This window comes from Bowmanella denitrificans (assembly GCF_002887595.1).
Taxonomy (GTDB): domain Bacteria; phylum Pseudomonadota; class Gammaproteobacteria; order Enterobacterales; family Alteromonadaceae; genus Bowmanella; species Bowmanella denitrificans.
The window spans coordinates 103,944-128,033 of record NZ_PEBU01000009.1; the positions used below are offsets into that span (position 1 = coordinate 103,944).

Genomic DNA, 24,090 nt, shown 5'->3' on the forward strand with positions numbered 1-24,090 from the left:
ACAGGTGCGGAAGTCAGAGAACTGGCATTTTGCATAGTGCGGCTTCTCGGTTAGTCCTGATAGATCCTCCATTAGCTTAGGTGAAGTCCAGCCGGAGTGTAATCAGGTTGTAAATATGAGTGAAAGTTTGATGTTACAAAATCAGCGGCTGGGCAAGAAGATAATAGTTAAATCTGCATACGTATTCATGCACTAACAATCTACAAACCAGTAAAACTGGCGCTCCTGTCAGCACAGAAGCGCCGATACGATGTTAACGAACCTGTAACACCAGCGACTGCAGCGGCGCCAGTTGCAACGACAAATGGCCAATACCCTTTTCTACCTTCAATTCCAATCCAGCTTGCTGGTATAGCAACTCCGCCAACGGATACCGACCATTGGCCACGCCCATGGCGGCTATTACCCCGGCCGGAATGGTGAATTGCACCTGCCGCCCCTGCTGGGCTTCAAAGTTCGCGATAACTAACAGCGCTTGCTCTTTGCTAAAGCGCGCAAAGCTATATAGTTGGTTGTCATAGCCCGGACTTTGGCTGTTGGCCTGATGCAAGTCAGCAAATTCACCGCGCAGGGCGGGTTGATGGGCTGCCAGATTGAGTAATCGGGCATAAAAGTCGCGCAGGGCTTTTTCCTGGGTAGAAAGCTGCCCGCCATCAAATTTACCGTCATTCATCCAACGCTGGTGGGCTGGAACGCCCCAATAATCAAAAATGGTAGTGCGACTGGCCTGGCCGAAGCCGGCATCGCCGGCGCCAGGTTCACCCACTTCCTGGCCGAAATACAGCAGATTAGCCCCGGCTGCGACCAGCGATGACACCACCATGGCTGGCATAGCCTTACGTGGATCGCCGGCAAACTCTGGGCTGGCAATACGTTGCTCGTCATGGTTTTCCAAAAACATCAACAAATGGCTGTGAATATCCGCCATATTATTGAATAACTGCGGCAGGTGCTCAGTGCCGCTTTTTCCTTCAATCACCGCACGCAGCGCATCATAGGTACCCACCTTGTCATACAGGTAGTCCATCTTGCCCAAACGAATATAGTTACGATACTGCTCGGGAATATAGATTTCAGATAACAACAAAGCATCCGGGTTGGCAGCTTTGACAGAGCAGTTCAGGTAACTCCAGAATTCCACCGGTACCATCTGCGCCATATCATAACGAAAGCCATCTATGCCCTTTTTTGTCCAGTACAGCGCAATATCCCGAAACTTCTGCCAGGAATCCGGCACGCTTTTATCGGCCCAAAAGGCCAAATGCTCATCACAGCTTTTATCGGCGAATTCCTGAGGTAACGAGGCAAAATCATGGCTGCCGTCCGGGCGAACACCAAAATTAATCTTTACTGTTTCGTACCAATCATTGGCGTCCGGTCTGGCACTGCGGCTGCCATTGCCTGTCCATTTGGCCGGGTTCTCGGCAAACTGTCCGTCAGCCAGAGGATGCGGTTCACCACCTAAGGGCTCGACTCCATGCGGTACCGCAAAAGGCTGGCCGGGAATATAGTAGAAGTTGTTGTCTCTGGCATATTCCAGATGGGTGTCGTCATCGGCACCAAAATCCCTTACCCCTGCTGGTTTAGACAGAGATTGATACTGTCTTGCCACATGATTGGGCACAATATCCATCATCACTTTAAGACCAGCATCATGGGTACGGCTAATCAGCGCTTCGAATTCTGCCAAGCGCTTAGCCGGATCTGTGGCCAGATCCGGATTGACGTTGTAATAGTCCTTCACGGCATACGGCGAACCGGCCCGGCCTTTAACCACATCCGGATCGTCAGCACTGATGCCATACTGACTGTAGTCCCCCACCAGTGCATGGTGTGGCACACCGGTATACCACACGTAGTTAGCCCCCAGAGCCTTGATTTCAGTCAGCGCTGCTTCGTTGATATCAGCAAACTTACCCACCCCGTTTTGCGCCAGCGTACCCCAGGGCTGATTGGTAGTATTTTTGTTGCCGAACAGTCTGGTCATCATCTGATAAATGACCGGCCGCTCGGGCGCTGATACTTCAGTGTTTGGTGTCGCTTTATGCATGGCAGCCTGCTCTGGAGCTGAATTGTCGCCACAGCCAGTCAACACCAGGGCCAGGCTCAACAGAGAAAGTTTAGTCTTTATCATTTATGGGTATCCAATGTTTTGTTACTGGCTGCTGTGTCTGTTTGACCGACATAGATGTCAAAGCCAGGCACTATTCCACCTCCAGGGTGATGTCATGCATCCCCCAGGTAAAAGGGATCAGCAATGTCTGCTGGTCCCGTGCATAATCAAAGCCAACCTTCTCACCATTTAGCCTGATTTGTCTGGGTTTAGACGGCCAGTGATGTACCACCAGTTTTATCTCCCGGCTGTCTGGCATACCAGTGTACTGGTAAGCTTCGCGAGTCAGTTTGAAGCTCAGACGGTGCTCCTGCTGCGTAGCGGAAAAATGCAGCAGTTCGTATTGCTTTTTGCCAACCGCATCAAAGCTTTGCCCATCGTCCTCATACATCTGGCCCTCGGCCTGTTGCACCGATTTATCAGCGTAATAATGTAAAGTGAGTTTGTTACTGCGGTAATCACGGGTCGTAGCAACCGGCTCCACCATAGGGACAAAAGCGCCGCCTCTGACCAGGACCGGCAAGGTTTCCAAATGGGTTGGCTGATGGATTTGCTGCCCGCCCGAATAGCGCTGGCCGGTAAAATAATCAAACCACACGCCAGCAGGCAGGGTCACTTGTACCGAAGTCACCCCAGGTGCCACTACGGGGGTAACCAGAAAGGCATCCCCCCACAGATAACTGTCTTTATTATCCATCAGGGCCAGATTCTGCTCGTCCTCAAAAAACAGCGGCCGCATCATCGGCATGCCGGTCTGGCTGTTCTGGTAGCTCAGGCTGTAGTTATAAGGCAGCAGTGCGTAGCGCAGCTTAATAAAGTCCCTGACAATGGCCTTGGTCTTGTCGTCGTGAAAGATGGGCTCAGGGGCAATCTCCTCCTGCGCATGCGGGCGGTAGACGGGTTGAAAAACACCGTATTGCAACCAGCGGGTATATAACTCGGCATCAAATTGTTCACCACCGGCAAAGCCGCCTAAGTCTGAATGGGTGTACGCCATACCCAGCATGCTCATGCTTAGGGCCAGTTCCACCTGTGGCTTCAATCCGTCCCAACTGCGGCTTACATCACCGGTCCAGGGGATCATGCCGTAGCGCTGTGAACCGGCAAAACCACTGCGCATCATAATAAAAGGGCGCTCATTGGGGCGGGCCTGACGATGGCGTGCAAACAGCATCTTTGCCCACTGATGGCCATAGGCATTGTGGATTTCATCGGCGCTGACTTTCCCCACACCGGGTAATTGATGCAGGGTATCGGCAGGATGCACTTCTGGTTCACCCAAATCTCCCCACCAGCCGCCGACACCCTGCTCCAGCAGACGCTGATAGGTTTGCCAGAACCAGTCCTGGGCTTTTGGGTTGAATACATCGACCAGGCCGGTATTGCCAAAGTAGAAATCGAAACGTTTCGGCTGACCAGCCAGATTTTGCGCCAAAGCCCCGGCATCCGCCGCTTCGGACCATTTATCCGAGGTGGTCAAAATAAAAGGCTCGGTGATTAAGATGGTTTTTACCCCATCCGCGCTGAAATCCTGCAGCATTTTTTCAGGGCTGGGCCAGGCGTCTGCATCCCAATCAAGATTACCCATAGTGCCCTTGATATCCTTACCAAACCAATACAAGTCCAGGATCACCGCATCCAGCGGGATATCCTGTTGCCGGAAGGCATTGACCACTTCACGGGTTTGCGCCTCACTGCGATAACCAAAGCGCGAGGCATAGTTGCCCAGCGCCCAGCGCGGCGGCATCGGCTGCATACCGGTCAGCGAAACATACCGTTGAATAAGCTGCGGATAGCTGTCTGCCGCGCCGATAAGGTAAGCCGTGCGACCGGAAACGGCTTCAAACTGTAAAATATCCGCTTCATTGTGGCCCAGATCCAGATAGCCACTGGCCGCATTGTCAAACACCAGAAAATACTTATTGCTGGACACCACGGCAGGCAGGCTGAAATACATCTGACTGGATTCAGTGCCATAGCCATAATGGGCGCGATTATACAGCGGCAGGCGTTGACCACGTCTGTCCATACCCAGTACCCGTTGGCCGCCGCCCAACAGTTTTTCTCCGTCTTGCAGCTTAAAGCGAAAACCGCGCAAGCTTTGATGATTAAATAAACCGCTGTCCTCGGCAATCAGAGGGTTATTTTGATGGAAATAGCTGAGTCTGAACGGCTTCTTTTGAATATGTACCGCCAATTCACCATGACGAAACACTAACCCTGTGTCTTGGCTGGTCAGTTGTCCGCTGTGCTTTATGGCCGTATCGGCAATCGCAAAAGAAGGAAACTGATGAACACCGCTGGGTTGATAAAAGACTTCAAAGGTATCCCTGGCGTAAGGGGTGATACTGACCAGGCCCTCATCCGTCGTCAATTGCAGGCTACCGTCAATCAGCTGGTGGCTCAACAACTCGGCAGCTTTGACCTGAATCACAAACAGCGATACGAATACTAGCAATACAAATTTTTTCATCTTGTTATCACAGCTAATGTTGAAGCACAGACAAGCGCTTAGGCGGACCACGGCATAGAACTGCCAGGTTCAGAATGTCTTCATAGTATCGGCAAGGCTGCACAGCTGCAGCAAAGTGCATACGTATTCATGCAGTGGTTGACAAATTACATGGCACCCTGCGGGCGGCCAGGGCTTAGCTGACTGAATGTGTCCGCCTGCTGGAGATACGCACGACGGTTGTCTGACAACATATGCGCAGCCATGCGTTCAACCCCCGCGAGGATAAGCGCATTGTTTGTCACAATACGATTGATATTAGCAATAATCTGCTGCCCCCAGGCCCCAGTGGTACAGGCGAAATGGGCGCTAAAATGTGGCGGACTCTCTTCGAAAGGCAAAAACGAAAGCAAGTCTTCACTATCATATTTCGCCGAATAATATCTGGCTTCAATGGCATTACCAAGAATAATATCCAGGCGCCCCTTTAGCAGCATACCCATCATGGGCTGATAGCTTTGTGTATTCATAAAAGGCACCAGCGTGGGCCTGGGTCTGCCCCGGCCATCCACCAGCAATGCATCGATATCTGGTCCCAGCGAGCGGCCGCCGATATGCCCCAACAGCAGATTCTGTGAATTCAGCAAAGATCTCAGGCTAAGCCGCCCATCTGGCAGTAAAAATGGCTCTAGCTTGTGCTTTTCTGATTGTTTGAAGATTGCGCCATAGGCAGGCAAAGGTAGAAATGGCTCTGAGAACATCAGATAGGTCTGGCGCTCCGGCGTTTTTGTCAGACCAAATAAGCACAGCGGCTTGCCCTGCTGCATTTCCAATAACAGTCGGTTGAAATTCGAATGGTCAAATTGATGCTGGTAGTCGGACAGCTGGTCCAGCACCAGTTGCTGCACTTCAGCGAAGATCCCCTTTGGCGGTTGATTATCCTCCACCTGCCAAAAGGGCGGAAAATGGGCAGCGCCCCAGTGAATCACCGGCAGGTCGTCGGCCAGAACATTTACCGGCCAGGTTAGCAACATACCCAGACATGCCCTGAAAAATAAATGCTGTCGCATCAGTACCTCAGACTGTCAGCCAGTTACCAGACGCTCATTCCCTTTTTGGCACATCCATTCCAATACTTATGCCGCATTGGGCCGCGAACAGCAGACCAGCGTCACTAAGACGTGTTTAAGTATTGGTACAGTAGTGAGCTAAAGTAAAGGCTACACAACTGACACTAGCCATAAATAATCAAACCACAACAGGGGCAAGATGGCGCAGCGTACAGGCATCGGCATCCAGCTCAACTTCAGCTCCCACCGCCAGGATATGATTGTCCTTAATATGCCCGAACTGCGCGCCCACATAACTGGGAATGTTGAGCGGCCTGAGGTAATTCTGCATCACTTCCATCAGGGTAAAACCACCGTAGCCTTTTTGCGGCTCACATTCGGTGCAGTGGCCAAAGACCACACCGGCTAATTGGTCCAGAATACCTGCCAGTTGCAAGGTGGAAAAGTAGCGGTCAATTCGATAAATGGCCTCACCCACATCTTCCAGCATCAATATTTTACCGCGCATATCCGGCAGGTAAGGCGTGCCCACCAGACTACTTAAGACCGTTAGATTGCCCCCGACCAGCAGCCCTTTGGCCTTGCCAGAACGCACCGTTCTGGCTCTGTTGCTGCGCATAGTCAGGGCATCATCGTCAGCAGGCAGGTTTTGCATTTGCGTGGCATTGGCGTCAAACAACATGGTGCGTACCTGCTCGGCCTGAAATTGCCCCCAGTACGACATCCCCACTGGCCCGTGAAATGACACCAACCCGGTATAGTGATACAAGCTGTTCAGTAGCGAGGTAATATCACTGTATCCCAGCAACACTTTGGGATTGGCCGCTATGTTGGCAAAGTCCAGATAGGGCAACAGACGGTTACACCCCCAACCACCACGAATAGCCACAATGCCTTGCACCGAAGGATCGGCAAAGGCCTGGTTTATATCCTCCGCCCGGGCTTTATCCTGTCCGGCCAGGTATCCGTAGCGGTCCAGAATATGCTGCCCCGTGTCAACCGCCAGGCCCATGGCCTCAAAAGATTCTTTGGCTATTGCCACTTCATCGGGATCAAAAATCGCACTGGCCGGTGCCACCAGACGAATCTTGTCGCCCTGTCGGAGCCGTTTCGGCAATTTGGCGGATACACTGGCGTTTGCCAGTACGGTAGTAGGTACAAGTTGGCTGGCCATAAGACCCGCGGTGGACGCTTTAATAAAACCTCTACGGTCCATATAAACTCCTCAATATATTGCTTTTGGGCTGCCTGGTGGAAAATTTGGGATCAACAACGCCGTGAGTTTTGACTTGTTACTGGCCAATGATTAACCTGATATAAATAAATTATTACCATAAAATCACATTAAAGTAATAAATAATGAAGCCACTGTTATTTATCATGAGCCTGATTATGTCAATGTCATTGTTTGCTACCCCGATTAACTGGCCATCCTTTCAGGTACCCGGACTGGACAAGCCCCAACTGCGTTATGCGGATATTCAAGCGTACCTGGCGCAGGCCAAGTCCGACCCGCAATTCAGGGTAGACAAAATAGGCCAGTCATTCGAAGGCCGCGATATCTTTCGTATCGGATTTGGTCAGGGTCCGGTCAGGGTGATGCTATGGTCACAAATGCATGGCGACGAACCCACCGCCACCGCGGCGGTATTTGATTTAATTGCACGCATCCAGCAAGACCAAGCCTGGCGAGCGCAATGGCAGAACAAGTTAAGCCTGTATATTATCCCGATGTTAAACCCGGATGGTGCCGAACGGGCCACCAGAGAAAATGCCCAGGGCATAGACATTAATCGTGACGCTGCTGCCCTGCAGACCCCGGAGGGCAGAATTCTGCTGGAGCAAGCCAAAGCCATTAAGCCGACTTTTGGTTTTAACCTGCACGATCAGAACCGTTTCTATGCCGCTGGCGACAGCCTTAACCCGGCCACCATTTCGTTGCTGGCTCCGGCCTTTGATCAGGCCAAAACCATTAGCCCGGCCCGTAAAAAGGCCATGCAGCTTATCGGCGTGTTAAAACAAGTGGCCGATGAGATGATCCCTGGCCACTTAGGCCGCTACGACGATACCTTTGCTCCCCGTGCCTTTGGCGATAATCTGGCCGGTATGGGCATCAGCACCATTTTGATAGAATCCGGCGCCCACCGAAATGATGCCAACCGCCAGGTAGCCAGAACCCTAAACCTGGCCATGCTCAGTGCCGCTATCGACAGTATTGCCTCGGCTGGTTTTGCAAACCAAAACCTGTCCGCCTATCAGGCCATCCCGATGAACCGGCGGGAAGCATTTCGCGATGTCATCATTAAGAATGTGCAGGTCGAGGCTAACAGCCAGTCATACCAACTCGATATTGCCCTGGATCTGGATCTACCGGATGCAGATGCCGTACGTATTAAAGAAGTGGGCGACCTGTCTACTTACACGGCATTCTTTACATTTGATGCCGAAGGCTGGCACTACAAACCTGCCAGGGAGTATCGGCTGGATGCTCCCCTGGTTTTGGATAAGGCGGGTTATTTAGCCCTGTTAAAACAGGGTATTGGGCTGATAGAGCCCAATGGCATTGGACTTAAAAATCTAAGCGGCCTGCCACTGGCTCAACAAGGCAAAGGGCTTCCACAAAGCAAACCCACCAGTGACAAACAGGCAGTTTTCTTTCTTGAGCATTCGGACGGCAGGCAAATCGCCGTGATTAACGGGTTGCTGATCGATCTGGCTCGGGGCAAAGTGCTCAACAAGCACTCTACCTAATGCAGTTTTAGTCTATCTTCACTGAATATCACTGCCAGTCTAGCTGCCGGGTATTTATAGCTGCTATTGGCTAGTTTCAGCTGCCGGATTTCCCAACAGATCGGTGTGAATAAACTTAATTGTACGCGGCTGAGCGCTGCTATCTCCCACAGTGAAACGCCATGCCTCGGTAAACGTTGTTGATGTATCTTGTCCTGTGGGGTTATTCATTGACTTAATCCGCCAATAGTAGGTTTTTCCCGTTTCTAGTTCGCTCAAATGGCTGGCATTCTCGTTAGGTAAAAAGGCATTGCTCCAACAGATTTGGGTACTGCGCCAATCCTGAGCGGCCCAACGCTGACTGTGCTCATTAAATGCCGCATCACTACTTACTTGAACGGTGTAATGTGTTGCTCCTGCGGCGACCTCCCAACTAAAACATAGTCCGCTGTTGGAGATTGTTGAATTCGCTTTAGGTGACCTTAATTCGGCGGTTTCCATTGGGAGTACCATTAAAGTAATGGTTTTACTCACAGTACCTCCTGGTCCCGTACAGGTCATGGTAACGGTTTTGCTCTCAGTTTGAGGTTGATGAACACTTGAGCCAGAAGTTCCTACCGAACTACCATTATCTCCAATACATTCAGAAGCATCTGTAGACGTCCATTCGCGGTGGGTTAATTCTCCAGCATAGATGGTGGCAGGTACCCATTTAAAACTGAGTGTTGGTGCCGGAGGCTTTGGAAGCACAGTAAGAGAGGCTGTTTTACTCACAGTACCTCCTGGTCCCGAGCAGGTCATGGTAACGGTTTTGCTCTCAGTTTGAGGTTGATGAACACTTGAGCCAGAAGTTCCTACCGAACTACCATTATCTCCAATGCATCCAGAAGCATCTGTAGACGTCCATTCGCGGTGGGTTAATTCCCCAGCATAGATGGTGGCAGGTACCCATTTAAAACTGAGTGTTGGTGCCGGAGGCTTTGGAAGCACAGTAAGAGAGGCTGTTTTACTCACAGTACCTCCTGGTCCCGTACAGGTCATGGTAACTGATTTACTTTGAGTTTGAGGCCGCATCGCACTTGAGCCAGAGGTACCTACTGAGCTGCCGTTATCGCCAATACATTGTGTAGCATTTGTTGAACTCCACGTACGGTAGGTTAAGTCACCGGAATAAATTGTACTTGGAACCCATCTAAAACTTAATGAAGGGGCGGAAGTTGCTTGAGCTGAAATGGGAAATAAGAGGTGTATCCACCCAAAGAGAAATCCCATCTTAACGGTCAAATTTTCTACTTTTGAGAAAAGCATAAAAGTATTTATCCAAATTAATTTTATAGCAATTCGATTTTCATGACGCTTGTTTGATATAACTAAAATGCGAATAGAGAGATGAATCAAGATAGGGAGTATTTAATGCTGGGTTTCCTTACCTTATTTTGAGTCCATGCTCAAGCAATTATCATTTATTCCTTTAATAATTGATAATTGCGTTTTCCAACTCTAAACAAATATTCTTCTCAAGTAAACTCCGTTTCCTAGACTTCGCTTTACTATAGTAACCGTCAGTAACTGTCCGGTGATCACCGAACGGTTACTGAATACCGGAAAACTATTATAAATATAAAGAAAGACAGCCATAAATTATAAAGAAAGACAGCCATTATAGGCTGTATTGCAAGCATAGGTTCTAAAACTGCACCAACACTTAAGGTTCGATGGTGATCATGAGTCAAATAAGTCGCTATCGGCCATTGATGTTCGGCGATAAACCTTGTGTTCTCAGCAGATTGGGACGTTTAGTATGAAAGTCGGCCAAAGGAGAGCACCTGAGCACGGTGGTCAGGATGTGATGGATATTTGAGCAGCCATGATGTTGGGATGGTCATCATCCGGATGCAAATAACGCTCTGGCTTGCTTGATACCGTGAATACGTTGGTGATGGGTATGGGCTTTAAATTGGTTAAGCATATGCTCACTGCCTACCGGGCCGTGAAAGTGCTGTTCAAACTGTTGGGTGAGGGTCAGCCATTGTTCGCTATTAAGCCCCAGGCGTTCGAGAATCGGGCTTTGGTGGTTATCAATATGACCGGCTTTGTCTTCTCTGATGCAGCGACCTGTGGTGTCAACCAGCTCACAGTAGTCCTTTAGGTTAAAGGCAATGCCCTTGGGCATATTGACTCTTGGATTGCCAACAAAGGCTTGCAGGTTGTGAGGTTGTTTACCTTGTCTGGCCGCCGTGATGCGCTGTTGAATGCTGGTATGGTTAGATGTTTCGGGGGTTTTCGCCATCTTGGCGCGAATAGGGTTTAAGTCTACATAGGCCATGCAACTGAGTACGGCTTGTTCGTCTAACAGGGCTTGGGATTTAAACCGTCCTTCCCAAAAGCGGCCGCTACAGCCGTCTTCCTGATTCGCCTGACGGGCGATGGATTCATTCAGATGGCGCATAAACCAGCTGATGTCGTACAAGCGTTGGCGGTAGATAGCAGCGGTTTGCTCTACGGTGAGGATGTCTGCCGCGGTCATCTGCTCACGCTCCCCTCGCAACATAAAGCGCTGGGTTAGCAAGGTGCCTTTGAATAGTTTATGCCAGCGACCAAGCACGTCCTCCATTGACCAGCTCAATGCCTGGTCTTTGTCCACACAGAGCACCACATGCGTATGATTAGACATCACCGCATAGGCACTCACATCAATGGCGAAGACTTCGGCCAGTTTCAGCAGTGCATCCTCCACCCACTGGCGGCGATGTTCATAGTTCTGGCCGCTTATTTTGTCCTCACCACACAAGAACGCTCGCCGTACACAGCGCGACACACAATGATAATACGGGGTATCGACCAAACTCACCTGACTGGCGCGGGACTTAGGCATCATCCACTCCTGAACGTCAACCATTCATCTAACTCAAGACTAGACTTGTTTAAAATTCAGTCAAGTTGTGATGGGTGTCTTGTTAGTTCGTTGTTAGTTCCAGAGGTACCTACTGAGCTGCCGTTATCGCCAATGCATTGTGTAGCATTTGTTGAACTCCACGTACGGTAGGTTGAGTCACCGGAATAAATTGTACTTGGAACCCATCTAAAACTTAATGAAGGGGCGGAAGTTGCTTGAGCTGAAATGGGAAATAAGAGGTGTATCCACCCAAAGAGAAATCCCATCTTAACGGTCAAATTTTCTACTTTTGAGAAAAGCATAAAAGTATTTATCCAAATTAATTTTATAGCAATTCGATTTTCATGACGCTTGTTTGATATAACTAAAATGCGAATAGAGAGATGAATCAAGATAGGGAGTATTTAATGCTGGGTTTCCTTACCTTATTTTGAGTCCATGCTCAAGCAATTATCATTTATTCCTTTAATAATTGATAATTGCGTTTTCCAACTCTAAACAAATATTCTTCTCAAGTAAACTCCGTTTCCTAGACTTCGCTTTACTATAGTAACCGTCCAACTGATTTATCTATTTTATTTGTGGGGATAGGTCAGACTCTGCCCCCTTTCGATCCCTTGATCGCTGCCTATTGGTGAACCCTTGATGATCAATTCATGATTTACGTGTGTCCCTTAGCCTGTATATGGCATTACCCAAGTCTTCCAAACTTTCTTGGGATATTGCTGGACTACCTTTCTTCTTTTGACAATTAAATACTGTCTCGAACCAATTTACGCCACCGAAAGCAGACAAGAAACCATCGGTCTTCAAGGATACTATTAAAATAAATTCTCTATCTAGACCAATAATAAATGAATTTGAACGCTTAAACTCTATCAGTATATTATGCGCACCAGTTTTTTCTACATAATCATCCACATTCTTACAATTGAATAAAACACTCTCAGTTTCATACACTCTATATGTCGTCGATTTTCCATATTCCATATCCAAGTCACTAATATCAATCAAGCTACCTTTCAACTCCTTTGGTAGTTCTTTACATAAGACTTCAGGAATATATCCTTTATTATTTACATAATTAAAATCAGTTAACAACATGCTTACATCCCAATCAGAATTCACCTCAATTCTTTTGGGAAGGTTACTTATATTTATGATGTCACTTAATTTTTTCTGTTTCATTATTAATGACTCTCTCTGTACTTTTTGTTTGCAGAGCCACTGGGTCTATGAACATCAATAGTTTTTGCTCTGGAACCGTCAGAATTTAAAGTGGAAGTCGACTCATGAGTACCAATAACTCCTCCTTCTTGTGTTTTATTTCTACCTCTACCATTGTCAGAACCCGGCGCTTTATTCTTAAGATCATCCACCTTCACACCCGGTTTTAAAACTCGGATGTTTTTATCATCTGATTGCGGTTCAGAAACGCTATCAAGATCTTTAACAAATCCATCGACTTCATTCTTTGTCCCATCCTGACCTGAACGATCTGTAACATCATCTGCTGACTCGTTGTGTACGATATCCCATACTGCGTTTGCCAACATCGTAGATAGTGTGACGCCAGTTAAATGGAATGCTACTAAGTTAATGCCTTCACCAATGGCCCAGCCTGCTCTTGCGGCTGCTTGGGGATTTTCACCATCAGGATCTACATACTTATAGGGATTATTATTGGCGTAAGCATATCGGTTGAACGACATCACCGGATTTTTCGGCGTCCATCCAACAGGATCATTCGAATAGAACCGCCCGATAACTGGATCATAGTATCGTGCCTGCATATAACTCAAACCTAAGTCTGTATCAAACTTATGCCCGGTATAGCCCACATCATCTATCGCCCCTTCAATACTTTCACCATAAGGGCGGTAATGCTGGGTGCCGCTGTCTTCGGGAATCACGCCGTCTTTGGCGATAAGCTTTTTACCCAGATAGATATAGTTAATGCCGCCCTGGTCGGTTTCGCGGTAAAGCAGGGTGCCATCCAGACTATACAGACTAAAGCTGGTGCCTTTGCTGTCGGTTTGTTTTACCCGGCGATTGTGGCCGTCGTACAGATAGGTCTTATCGATTGACTTCACCATCTGATTGGCGCGGTTGTATGCAAAGGCGTGATAACTGTTATTGGTGATATTGCCGCGGTCATCATAGGCAAACATGGCATAGTCTTTGTTGCCAATGCCATCGGCGACCTGTCGCAGTTGATTGGAATACCCATCGCTGTAGGTTGACGTATCCTTAGCGTAGTTATAAGTGTAAGTTAGGGTATGCCCTTTACTGTTATAACTCAGAATATTACCCAACCCGTCATAGCTGATACTGCTGCTGCCAATGCCAGTGGTGTCGCCGGTGGTGGTTTTTAGCCTGTCCAAACCATCGTAGGTCAGACTGCTAAGACTAAACGCAGAATTAACTCCATCCGTCAGCTTGGTGATATTCAGGTTGTTGTCGTACAGATAACCATATCGAAGGGCATGGGTTGTGCCTTTAAAGTCCTCTATATCTGACGGCACATTACGTGTATTCAGGGTGGTTTTATGCTGATAGTCATTACCGTAGTTAAAACTTTTGATACTGCCATTGGGGTAATAGACTGCATTTGAGGCATAGGTGAAGTCCGTGGTACGCCCGGCACGTTTGCCCACCGCCTTCGTTGGCTGGCCAAAGGCATTCGGCGCAAAACTAATCACATCGCCATCGGGGTAGGTCAGGCTCTTCACATTGCCCAGACCGTCGTAGGTGTAATCCAGTGAGAAGGCCGTTGCACTGGCAGCGATGCGCTTGCCATCTACAGTCAGCGTTTCATCATCAAGCAAGTTAAGGCTGTTGTAGTTATACGCCTGCACCACCGTGCCAGCGGTCAAGTTTGTGATATTGCCATTGCCATCCCGGGTATACTTAATATCCGGGGTGTTAGTATCGGCATAATTCACCTTCCACAGGTCACCCAGGTTGTCATAAACAAACTCAACTTTTTGCTTACTGGCATCAGTGTAGTTAAAACCACAGTCTGTGCCGCTGGCCGTTACGCCCTGAGCCTGTAAAACCATTTCGCCCAGGTTATTGTATTGATACGCCGTGGTACCCACATCTCCCCGTATCACCAGACACAGCTGTTGCTGGGCATTGTAGCGGCGTGTTTCGGTGTGGCTGACATCGGTATTGTCCGCCCCTTTACCGCTTTGGGTGATTGAGTTGATATTGCCAAAGATATTGATATCGATATCGGTGGTGACATTTTCTGGGGATTCTATCTTTACGGCCTGGTCATAAGCGGGGCTGCCATAGGCCAGATAAGTCGTGGTGGTAACATTATTCTCGGCGTCCGTGACCTTTATTTTATTGCCGGATAGGTAGTCATAATCGATAGAGCCATAAGTCACCCCATTTGTGCCTATCTCCTCAACCTTGTCCTGGCGCTGCAGCGCATCGTAGCTCGTCTGTACACCAGCACTTTTCGTTGTACTGCCTAACCATTTACCTTTAAAGGTATTTTGGTTATACGCATTCCATTTATTCACCTGATAACGGCTGACACCCCCAACAGTTTCGGTGATTAAGGTGGGTCTTAATAAACCATCAAAGCGTTGCTCACGGCTAAAACTGGCGCTGCCTTCACAACCGTTTCTATCCGCATTCAGTTTGCAGCGCAGCTCGGTGCGGGTAACCGGGGTAACAGTGTTGCCGTCAGCATCCACGCCCGACCAGCTGTAAACAGCATCCAGCCAGCTATCCGGCCTGTCGATATAGGCTAATCTGCCCATTGCATCGTAGCCGTATTTAGTAGTCACTTGGTTTAAGTCTGTGACACTGGATACCCAGCCATTGTCATCCACTATCTGGGTTTGCGAAAACGTTTTGCCCTCTCCGAATTCGTTACGTTTGGTATGAGTAATCGTCTGTGGAATACCACGCTTGTATTGTTCAAACAGGGTGTAGCGATTCTCTGAAGAGGAAATAGCACCGGCGCTATCACGCAATCCTTGGTTATATTCTACTTTCTTAATATTGCCATCTGCGTGGTATTCTGAGAATTTCTTCTTCCATACGCCAAAGGAGTTTTCATATTCAGGCAATTTCACGGCATACTGGTGGGTAACGCCATCGGCCAACTCATTAGTTGCAGAAACGACTTTATATTTTACTTCACTTACCGTTTTGTAATTACTGTCTGTACTACTGATATGAGTAGCACCGGGCAAATTTATAACCTCATTTTCAGGATCGTCTTCAAAGCTCTTGGTAATATATCTTGAATATCCGCCTTGTTTCTCAACAGTTTTCGTGGCTATACCATACTTATTAAAATCTGAATACTCCGTTGTATAAACACTTTTGATTCCCGAGGAGTCGTATAGTTTAACTATCTTTTTTGACAAATTAACCCAGAAATTTTCCGCGTCTTCATTTACAGATATATAACATTCATCTTTCAAACCAAGATTTTGAAAAACTTTAGTTTCATCTTGTGGGTTATTCGAGCTATTTAGAGGTGATAAACGCTTACAAGAGGAAAGGTATTGCTCCCCTTGGGTGTAGTAATACTCCTCCCTCCTAAGCAATGTATTTGATGAGCTATCAATAGTATCCTTAGCCAGGATTTTATTTTCAGAAAACGCCCCTTCCAATCGTTCTATATAAAAGATTGTCTCAATTTTATCTTCAGTAACCGTAACTGTCTTAACATCTCTAGCAGTAATAACACTGTCAGGTTTCCCATAGGGTAAAGAAGCTTCTAACTCGCGAGTTGTTAATGCATTGACCCTTTGAATAAAATCATCAAAAATGGCTTGCGTAACGTTGTGCGTATCATAAAGCTGAGCAACATATAAGCCAGCATTTTCGGAGTAATCATACTGCCATTTATTCTTATTACCTTCGGTGGAATTCTGACCATTCAGTAACACTTCCCGTGAGATCAGATTTTGCCTAAAAGAACAATGTGGCTGTTTAAAAATTGGCAGCGGAGAGCCCCAGTTATATGGCCTGACATTATGGCGGCCATGATATATATCCTTGACTTTATAGTTTATCTGCAATCCATCAGGAGTCGAAACTGAAAACTCCAGTTCTGACTTTGATAAGTCATCCAAATAGGATTCACAAAGACCGGAACTTTCGGTAATAGACTGCCTTGTTTTAGTCTTGGCAAGCCACTGTTTATAGAAGTTTTTTGAATATATCCAAGCCTTACCATCAGGCTGAACTACTTTCTCAATTGCACTGCTATCGGAGAATCGCTCATACCTCCATACTCTACCGTTAGCACTGGCACTTATTAAGTTATCCCCCTCATATGCAAAATGAATTTCACGCCCATCCGAGCTAGTAATTGAATCAAGCTTTTTTCCTGAGTAATTATAACTTACAGTATTCCCAAATTTATCAACCACCCTAGTAGCAAAAATTTGTCTGGTACCACCAGCATTACCGAGCAATCTACTGTTCGTTCCAGAATTAAATGTCACCGCATGATCAAAATAATAGCGAGTTCCATCTGGAGCAGTTACTTCAAAGCCTTCACCAATACCATCACTACGTTCATAACAGTTGGTTACCTTATATAATCTTGAGGTAATTTGCATACCATCAAATTCACCACTTCCCAAAACTAAGTCAGCAGACTCTTTTCCCGGTATATGTAAAAACTTGCCAAACCAATACTCCTGAGGTGTTATCGGATAAGAACCATTCCTATCAGTAGCATAAAATGAACCAATATCTGAAGAGCATTCTTGGTTAGCGTACCACCCTCCTTCACCACGAATATGATAACCAGTTCCACTTTCAACACCTGTGCTCCTCCCCATCATATCTAATGTTGGGAGCACAAAATTCCCCTGAATTACGGGAACATCCAGATTCCAACCCCCAAGCCCATCAACGATACCTTTAAATTTCGTTTTAAATAATGCTTTTATTCCAGGTTGGAAATTACGACGTAACTCTACAGGAATATTAAAATTCCCTTTTAAGCTAATATCTGTTACCGAAAAACTGATAGAGCCGGATACGGGATCATAAGCATCTCCTAAGTTATCAGAGGTATCCAGTGCACTATAAGCCTTGGTCTGAGTGTCTTCTTCCGTAAAGATCATCTCACCATTTTCTTGTGATAACGATTCAGCTGACGCAAGAAGACACAATAACAGTGGTAAAGCTTGGAAACCTTTCAGTGTGCTATTCATTTATATCCCCGTTTTTTCTTGTGTCTCAGCAGCAGGATTCCCCAACAAATCCGTATGCACAAATATCACCCGGCGTTCACCGGATCCTTTACTGGTATCCACTTCCACTTCATTGCTGTAAATAGCAACACTGCTACCACAATGCAGATTTGCGCCTGGCTCTTGTACGCAGCCGCCCACCCTGAAGCGATATTTGCCTGTTGCCCTGTTACTAAAGGTGATGCTTAGGGCGGTTTGTGGCGTTAACACCTGCCAGGAGCCATTAATTTTTTCTTCTACCCGGTAATGGCTGGCACCTGTCACTGCATCCCATACCAAGGTAAAATCCTGCGATGCCAGTGTTTTAAAGGGAAAAAGTAGAGCAACTAGGGGGATAACCCATACGCTGAAAGCATGTGGCCGCTGTGTGGTGATTTTCATAAAATTCGCATACTGATTGAACATAACAATTGCTACCTAAAGACGTCCCATATGTCGACGCCCCATACATCTTAATCACCAGTTATCTGGTGAGGGGCATATTTTTACGCCATGCACACACTAAGTGGTGCTAAAAAAGAGGTTAGAAAAAGGAGGGGATTTCTCGAAAGAAGCAGAGCTAACGCTTCAAAACCAATTCCTTTTGTTTTTTCTTCCCTGCTTTCAACACGAGTTTGGAGCTTGTGCCAGCTAAAGATCTCATCACAGAATCAGCAAGCAGTAAACCATTATATCTGCCGAAGCTTAGCTGTTGTTTCATAGATTGCTGGTAGGCAGGGCTAACCGCCAGGGATTCTTGCTGTTATACTCCCGTTTTTTTAAGCCCCCACTATCATTAGGAAGCTCAATGAAAAAGGATTTGTCCAAGATTTTCGCTTGTTGTTGGTTGCTGTTGCTTTGCGCGCCATGGCAGGTTTTTGCTGCCCTGGCTACACCTTACCCACCCAGTGCAAACTTATCCGGTACAACTCTCACGCTCAGTTGGGGCACGATTTCGGGTGCCAGTTATTATCATATAGGCTACAGGGATGGTGCCGGAAGCTGGAATACAGCTGGAGCCCAATATACCGGGAGCAGCCGCACATGGACGGGTATCACCAATTTAAACGCTCGCTCTTATCGCATACAAGCCTGTAACGGCTCTGTATGTTCGGCATGGTCGGGGGCTTCATCGCCAGTGAGTTCAGCACAAAGGCCTGCCACCCCCACTTGGATCAGCGCCAATCTCAATGGCAATGACTTAACGGTGAGTTGGCAGTCAGTCGCAAGCGCTAGTTACTACAATCTTCAATATCGTGATGGTGTTTCCAATTGGAATGCTGGTGGCAATTATGCCAATACTTCCCGCACATGGTTAGGCTTTACCCCAGTTCAATCGCGTTCATATAGAATCCAAGCCTGTAATAGCGCAGGTTGTTCTGGTTGGTCAGTTACGTCGAATAGCGTCACAATTGACCCAGTTCCAGCGGCAATGACGGCACCTTTGGCTGTGGTATCGGCCAGCAATGTCAGTCTGACCTGGACGCCAGTAGCACAGAGCGATTTCTATCAGTTGCAGTACAAAGATGGCGCGGGCAGTTGGCTAACGTCTAACCAATCTTACACCGGGAGTACATACACTTGGTCAAATCTGCCTGCTGTTACGAATCGAAGCTATCGCATGAGGGCTTGCAATGAATCAGGTTGTTCCAGTTGGTCGGCAGCGTCCAATGCTGTTTCAATATATCCCACCCCTGCTACACCAGTTTCTGTCATTGCCACCGTGTTAGATGGAGTAGTGACGTTAAGCTGGGAACAGGTATCAGGTACAGATTATTACAAGATTGAATATCGTAACGGTACGGGCGCCTGGAATGCAGCCAACGGAAACTACCAAAACAATACTGTAACATGGCAGCTTACCACTTCACTAAGTAGCCGTCAGTACCGGGTTAGCAGCTGTAATCCTTCGGCTTGTTCTCCCTGGTCAACTGCGTCTAATGTCATTAACCTGCCTGCCAGAATGGCAGCACCGACAGCCGTAAGTAATTCAACTTCAATAGGACTGTCATGGCAAGCCATTACCGGAGCACACCATTATCGCCTGCAATACAGCGATGGAAATGCCGCCTGGAAAAGCGCATCTACGAGTTATTCAGGAAGCACAGTAAGCTGGCCAAATAGTGCATTGCATGTCATTAAAGATCGCCGCTATCGCATGCGCGTTTGCTCTGCCGATGATGTATGTCCGGCTGCCTGGTCCCCCCCTTCAAACACAATTTCATACATACCTGTGATGAATGCCCCTGCCGCAAGCGCGACGGGCAATAGCATTTCACTGACATGGCAATCACTAGGTGACTTGCACTATCAGCTTCAATATCAAGACGGTGGTGGTCAATGGCAACCATCCAGTGCGCCCCTAACAGGCAACAGTCAAACCTGGAATAATGTAGGCGTTGTACAAAATCGTCGATATCGAATGCGAGCCTGCGTGGCTAACGGACAATGTTCAGCAGAATGGTCAGCACCATCAGTCCCTGTATCAACCAATCAAGCGACTCCTGCTGTTGTGACTTTTTCTTGGGCACAAAACAAAACAGTTGTAGGAAAAACATCGACCTTTAACTGGCAAATAACAAACGTTGCCGAGTGTTTTGAATCCATAGACAACAGCAGTTTTAGCAAGGTTAGCGCTACAACAGGCAGCAAGGTTAGCGGCCCATTTTTTCAATCGAGAATAATGAAAATCAGATGGTACTGCACCGATCTGGCAGGCGGACGCTACCCCAGAACACCCAGCGAATTTATAGAAGCCAATCTGACAATTAACAAGTTGTCACCACCATCACTCTCGACGTTGAACTGAAATCATATCTGCCTCTTGGTCTCTAGGGGCAGATGTTTAGAAGATCCTTCATTCAACAAACCAATAGTCGCACAGCACTCTTTGAACACATTATTTACCGATCTGCTGCCCCATTCTGGCCAGGATTTTAATTGTGTCGTCACTCGCTGTTTCCATACTTTTCAGGGCACTGATGGACGCTTGCATATCGCCCGCCACCAGTTTTTCCAGGGCCTGCAATCCCCCCTGATGCACTGCTGCATGGGGTTTTTCCAGGCTGGCATAGCTGTCCAGGTGGCGGAAGTTCGCCGCCCCATCGCCCTGATAGTACCATTTACCCAATCGACATTGATGGTGATCGGAAACCTCGCCATTGGCGGATTGATTATTCAACCAGCGCCGGTAAATAACCTGTTTCCACACCATATGATCCAGCTTCACGGTTTCGATAAAACTGGCCATGGCTTCGTCGGTAATAGTGGCATGCATTGAGCGGGAGTGATCAATCAGACTTTCCAGCGACTTCGCGGTTTCGGTGGCGGTATCCAGCATCTCCGAACATTGATTCAGCGTGCTGGAAATATTGTTATCCGCTTCCAGGGTGCTTTTATCGATATCAGCCACCTGCTTGGCAATTTCCGCACTGGCTTCCCCCGCCCGCTGGGCCAGCGTCCTGACTTCGTCGGCGACCACGGCAAAGCCGCGGCCCTGTTCCCCGGCACGGGCCGCTTCAATAGCCGCATTCAATGCCAGCAGGTTAGTCTGTTCAGAAATATTATTAATAATGCTGACAAACTTGGTGATTTCCTGAGCTACTCCACGCAGCCGGGAAATACCGGAATGAGTCAGCTTAACTTCCTGGTCAACTTTGTTAAGGCCGCTCAATAAGGTTCCCATATTGGCCGAAGATTGGTCATAGATAGCAGAAGAACTAATAATATTATCTCGTTCTTCAAGCATATGATTGGCCAGTTCGGCCACCCTTTCGCGAATCTCTGACAAGGGATTCATGCCATTGACGGCCATACGCATCACACCCAAGTCGTGCTTTTCCCGTGCTTTTTCATCCAGTTGATGCTGCAAAGTGTCGCTCTGACTTCGGGCCTGTTGCAGTTGTGCCTGCAGTTCCTGATTTTGTTGTTTGAGGCGTTCCACTTCGGATTGTGAATCGGTCAGTCTGCTGGCTTTAACAAACATGGGTTATTGTTCTCGCTTTTCCTGAAGAACATTGAGAATAATGGCTTTATAGGATTCTCGCTATAATTTTAACATGGCCATAACAACAAAAAAGGCGGTGATTACACCGCCAGCTCCGCCAGGGAGGTTGGGAACTTAAAAACTGTAGCGGGCACCCAGCATAAAGATCATTGGGTCGATATTCACTGTTACCGGTTGGACGCTGGTGCCATTAACCCGCACTTCGGCATCGGTATCAATATCGGCCCAGGCCACCATGGCATGCACACCCCAGTTCTGATTGAGTTTGTAGTTAAAACCGGCTTGTACCGCCACACCAAATGAATCATCCAGGTGCAGACTCACATCATCTCCCGCGGTAGCGGCCCCGGTGGAAACCAGCACGTTCTTCAGCGCCGGGCTGACCTTTTCAGAAAAAAACAGCGTGTAGTTCAGGCCCAGTCCCACAAAGGGGCGAAATGCCTGCTGCTTGTCCATAAAGTGGTACTGCATCAACAAGGTGGGCGGCAGGTGCTTGGTTTCACCTACGGCCAGACCATCAACTGCGCCGACTGAGCTGTCCAGGCTGATATCATGGGAAAACGGCGTGGCCGCAATCAGCTCCAGTGTCCAGTTGTCGTTCAGGTCGTAATCAAACGTCAGGCCAAGCTGGGTATTGCTGTCGACATCCAATTTACTTGAGTTCTGCGGCAATCCGGCCACGCTTTCCACCACATTCAGATAGGTGCTGTCGGCATTAGGATTGACATTGATGGCGCCAACATTGACATGAAAATCGGCTAATGCCGCAGGGGCAAACATAGCAGCCATCAGGGCGGATGTGGTAAACAGAGACTTCATATTTCTCTCCAGAGTGTTGTGTGTCTGGAGAGGATTGTGCTGCTACATGGCCTGCAATAATCTGATTGAGATCAAGTTTTTCAGCTCACCAGCAGGGCCAAAGGCGCCTAAGCGCCTTTGTTATGATCCAAATCAAATGAAATGCACAGCCGCCGGGTTGGCTGATAGATTTACCCCGCCCTGAGCTGGGCCAATGCCTGCATATGCGGTGGGAAGTTCATGGCACAGCCCTGAATAAAGCGCTGAATGCCATCAATCTTATATTGGTTAGCCAGCTCACTGCCTGGCTTAAGTTGTTCCTGACTGGGGTAAATGCCTTTGCCCGCCAGCAAACAGTTCCAGGAAACATTAGGAAAATAGGCATCCAGCTTCTGTTTTTCCAGCTCATCGGTAATGTTATTGCCCGCCATCCAGGACATCAGAATGGAACGCAGTGACATGGAGATCTTCTCGTTGCTGCCACAGGCACGCCAGTATTCGCTATCAGTGCGGGAGCTGATGCGATAGTGGCAAACAATATAGTCGCGTACCGCGTCAAATCGATTACTGATGCGCTGATTAAAGGCCTCGCGATGCTGGTCGCTGCCATTCCCCTGGTTATAGGCCTCGATAAAACGCACCACAGTTTCCTGCACCATATCCAGAGCAGTGGCCTCCAGTGGTTCAATAAAGCCTTGCGATAAGCCTACTGCCAGGCAGTTCTTGACCCAGTGGCGCGCCACCCGGCCGACTTTAAATTGCAGACGGCGTGCTTCCGTGTCTTTATCCAGCAAGCCTAAGTGCGAGCGAAACTCGGTCTCGGCCTGATCATGATCCACAAAAGCCGAACTATACACGTAACCATTGCCTACTCGATTGGTCAGCGGTATACGCCAGGCCCAGCCATATTTAAGGGCGGTTGAGACGGTATGCGGGGCAATATCCTGATCCGCTTCGGTAGCAAACACCACGGCCGAGTCATTAAACAGGCTGTCGGCACAGCTTAAAAATGGCTCTTTTAAGGCCTGCTGGATCAACTGGCCCTTAAAGCCGGTTGAATCAACATAGAAGTCGCCTTTGATCTTGTCGCCACTGTCAGTGACCAGACAATCGATATTACCGGCACTGTCCAGCAACACCTCGGTCACTGTCGCATATTGGTGTTTCACTCCCTTGCCAGCCGCAAAACGTGCCAGGTACTGGCCCAGCAAGCCGGAATCGAAGTGGTAGCCATAGTTAATTTCAAAGGGAAAATTCGGCGGTGCCAGAGGCGCCAGCTTTTGCCGGATCAGTTCAGTAGTCAGAAAGAAATGATCCGGATGGCCTTCCAGATCAACGCCTTTACGACGCAGAAAACTATTATGAAAAAACGCCGGCGCGGTAAACTGGTCAGGCTGACACAAAAACGGGTGCACATACTGACTAAAGCCGGGTTTTACCGACCAGTCCTTAAAGGTTATACCCACTTTGTAGGTGGCATTACAGGCTGGCATCCACTCGCTTTCCTTGGCACCAATCGTCTGCATAAAGCCTTTAAGTGGTGGAGTGGAACCTTCGCCCACACCGATAATGCCAATATCCGGTGACTCCACCAGGGTGATCTCCACTCCTTTGTCTGCCCAATGGGTCGCCATCAGGTTAGCGGCAATCCAGCCTGCGGTACCACCGCCAAGGATAACGATTCTGTTAATGCTTTGCGTCATGGGGTTTACCTTCTACTTCTGTACCTGCTCAGCATAGCGGCTATCAGATAAAAAATCGCCCGCCAGAGGCGGGCGACGGGGCATCTGCCCGGTTACCCGGGCAA

At 48.1% G+C, this 24,090-nt stretch carries 14 protein-coding genes; 2 read left to right on the top strand and 12 right to left on the bottom strand.

Going from position 1 to position 24,090, the window contains the following annotated elements; all coding sequences use genetic code 11:
- Positions 1–253: 253 nt before the first annotated feature.
- From CSR04_RS16575 to CSR04_RS16590, 4 genes are all read right to left on the bottom strand, one after another.
- Positions 254–2,134 carry an alpha-amylase family protein gene (locus CSR04_RS16575; RefSeq protein ID WP_102797430.1) on the bottom strand — a complete coding sequence of 627 codons (1,881 nt, stop codon included), beginning with the start codon at positions 2,132–2,134 and terminating at the stop codon, positions 254–256.
- 70 nt (positions 2,135–2,204) lie between these two features.
- Positions 2,205–4,586: a glycoside hydrolase family 31 protein gene (locus tag CSR04_RS16580; protein ID WP_102797431.1), complete on the bottom strand. Its 2,382-nt coding sequence runs from the start codon at positions 4,584–4,586 to the stop codon at positions 2,205–2,207.
- Between the two features lie 146 nt (positions 4,587–4,732).
- Positions 4,733–5,635: a transporter substrate-binding domain-containing protein gene (locus CSR04_RS16585; RefSeq protein ID WP_102797432.1), complete on the bottom strand. Its 903-nt coding sequence runs from the start codon at positions 5,633–5,635 to the stop codon at positions 4,733–4,735.
- Positions 5,636–5,813: 178 nt separating this feature from the next.
- Entirely contained in the window at positions 5,814–6,851 is a 1,038-nt protein-coding gene (locus CSR04_RS16590) for a S66 peptidase family protein (RefSeq protein ID WP_102797433.1), read from the bottom strand.
- Between the two features lie 143 nt (positions 6,852–6,994).
- Here CSR04_RS16590 and CSR04_RS16595 point away from each other — a divergent pair, with 143 nt between their 5' ends.
- Entirely contained in the window at positions 6,995–8,386 is a 1,392-nt protein-coding gene (locus CSR04_RS16595) for a M14 family metallopeptidase (protein ID WP_102797434.1), read from the top strand.
- Positions 8,387–8,449: 63 nt separating this feature from the next.
- Here the strand turns inward: CSR04_RS16595 and CSR04_RS24775 are convergent, their stop codons facing one another.
- From CSR04_RS24775 to CSR04_RS16620, 5 genes are all read right to left on the bottom strand, one after another.
- Complete coding sequence (locus tag CSR04_RS24775) at positions 8,450–9,763, bottom strand: hypothetical protein (protein WP_146027195.1); 1,314 nt, start codon at positions 9,761–9,763, stop codon at positions 8,450–8,452.
- 487 nt (positions 9,764–10,250) lie between these two features.
- Complete coding sequence (locus CSR04_RS16605; RefSeq protein WP_102797436.1) at positions 10,251–11,240, bottom strand: transposase; 990 nt, start codon at positions 11,238–11,240, stop codon at positions 10,251–10,253.
- Positions 11,241–11,915: 675 nt separating this feature from the next.
- The gene (locus CSR04_RS16610) at positions 11,916–12,449 is read right to left on the bottom strand and encodes a hypothetical protein (protein ID WP_102797437.1); all 534 of its coding nucleotides are present in this window, start codon (positions 12,447–12,449) and stop codon (positions 11,916–11,918) included.
- A 2-nt stretch (positions 12,450–12,451) separates the two neighbouring features.
- On the bottom strand, positions 12,452–17,461 hold the full coding sequence (locus tag CSR04_RS25280) for an RHS repeat domain-containing protein (RefSeq protein ID WP_102797438.1): 5,010 nt from the start codon (positions 17,459–17,461) through the stop codon (positions 12,452–12,454).
- Positions 17,462–17,881: a hypothetical protein gene (locus CSR04_RS16620; RefSeq protein WP_146027196.1), complete on the bottom strand. Its 420-nt coding sequence runs from the start codon at positions 17,879–17,881 to the stop codon at positions 17,462–17,464. It abuts the gene before it with no gap.
- A gap of 406 nt (positions 17,882–18,287) precedes the next feature.
- Between CSR04_RS16620 and CSR04_RS24780 the strand changes: the two genes are divergently transcribed.
- Positions 18,288–20,288 (top strand): fibronectin type III domain-containing protein, encoded by a 2,001-nt coding sequence (locus tag CSR04_RS24780; protein WP_146027197.1) that lies wholly within the window; start codon positions 18,288–18,290, stop codon positions 20,286–20,288.
- A 90-nt stretch (positions 20,289–20,378) separates the two neighbouring features.
- Here the strand turns inward: CSR04_RS24780 and CSR04_RS16625 are convergent, their stop codons facing one another.
- The 3 genes from CSR04_RS16625 to CSR04_RS16635 form a co-directional block, all read right to left on the bottom strand.
- Positions 20,379–21,464 carry a methyl-accepting chemotaxis protein gene (locus CSR04_RS16625; protein ID WP_102797440.1) on the bottom strand — a complete coding sequence of 362 codons (1,086 nt, stop codon included), beginning with the start codon at positions 21,462–21,464 and terminating at the stop codon, positions 20,379–20,381.
- 135 nt (positions 21,465–21,599) lie between these two features.
- Positions 21,600–22,304 (bottom strand): OmpW/AlkL family protein, encoded by a 705-nt coding sequence (locus CSR04_RS16630; protein ID WP_102797441.1) that lies wholly within the window; start codon positions 22,302–22,304, stop codon positions 21,600–21,602.
- Between the two features lie 170 nt (positions 22,305–22,474).
- The gene (locus tag CSR04_RS16635; protein ID WP_102797442.1) at positions 22,475–23,986 is read right to left on the bottom strand and encodes a tryptophan halogenase family protein; all 1,512 of its coding nucleotides are present in this window, start codon (positions 23,984–23,986) and stop codon (positions 22,475–22,477) included.
- Between the last annotated feature and the right edge of the window lie 104 nt (positions 23,987–24,090).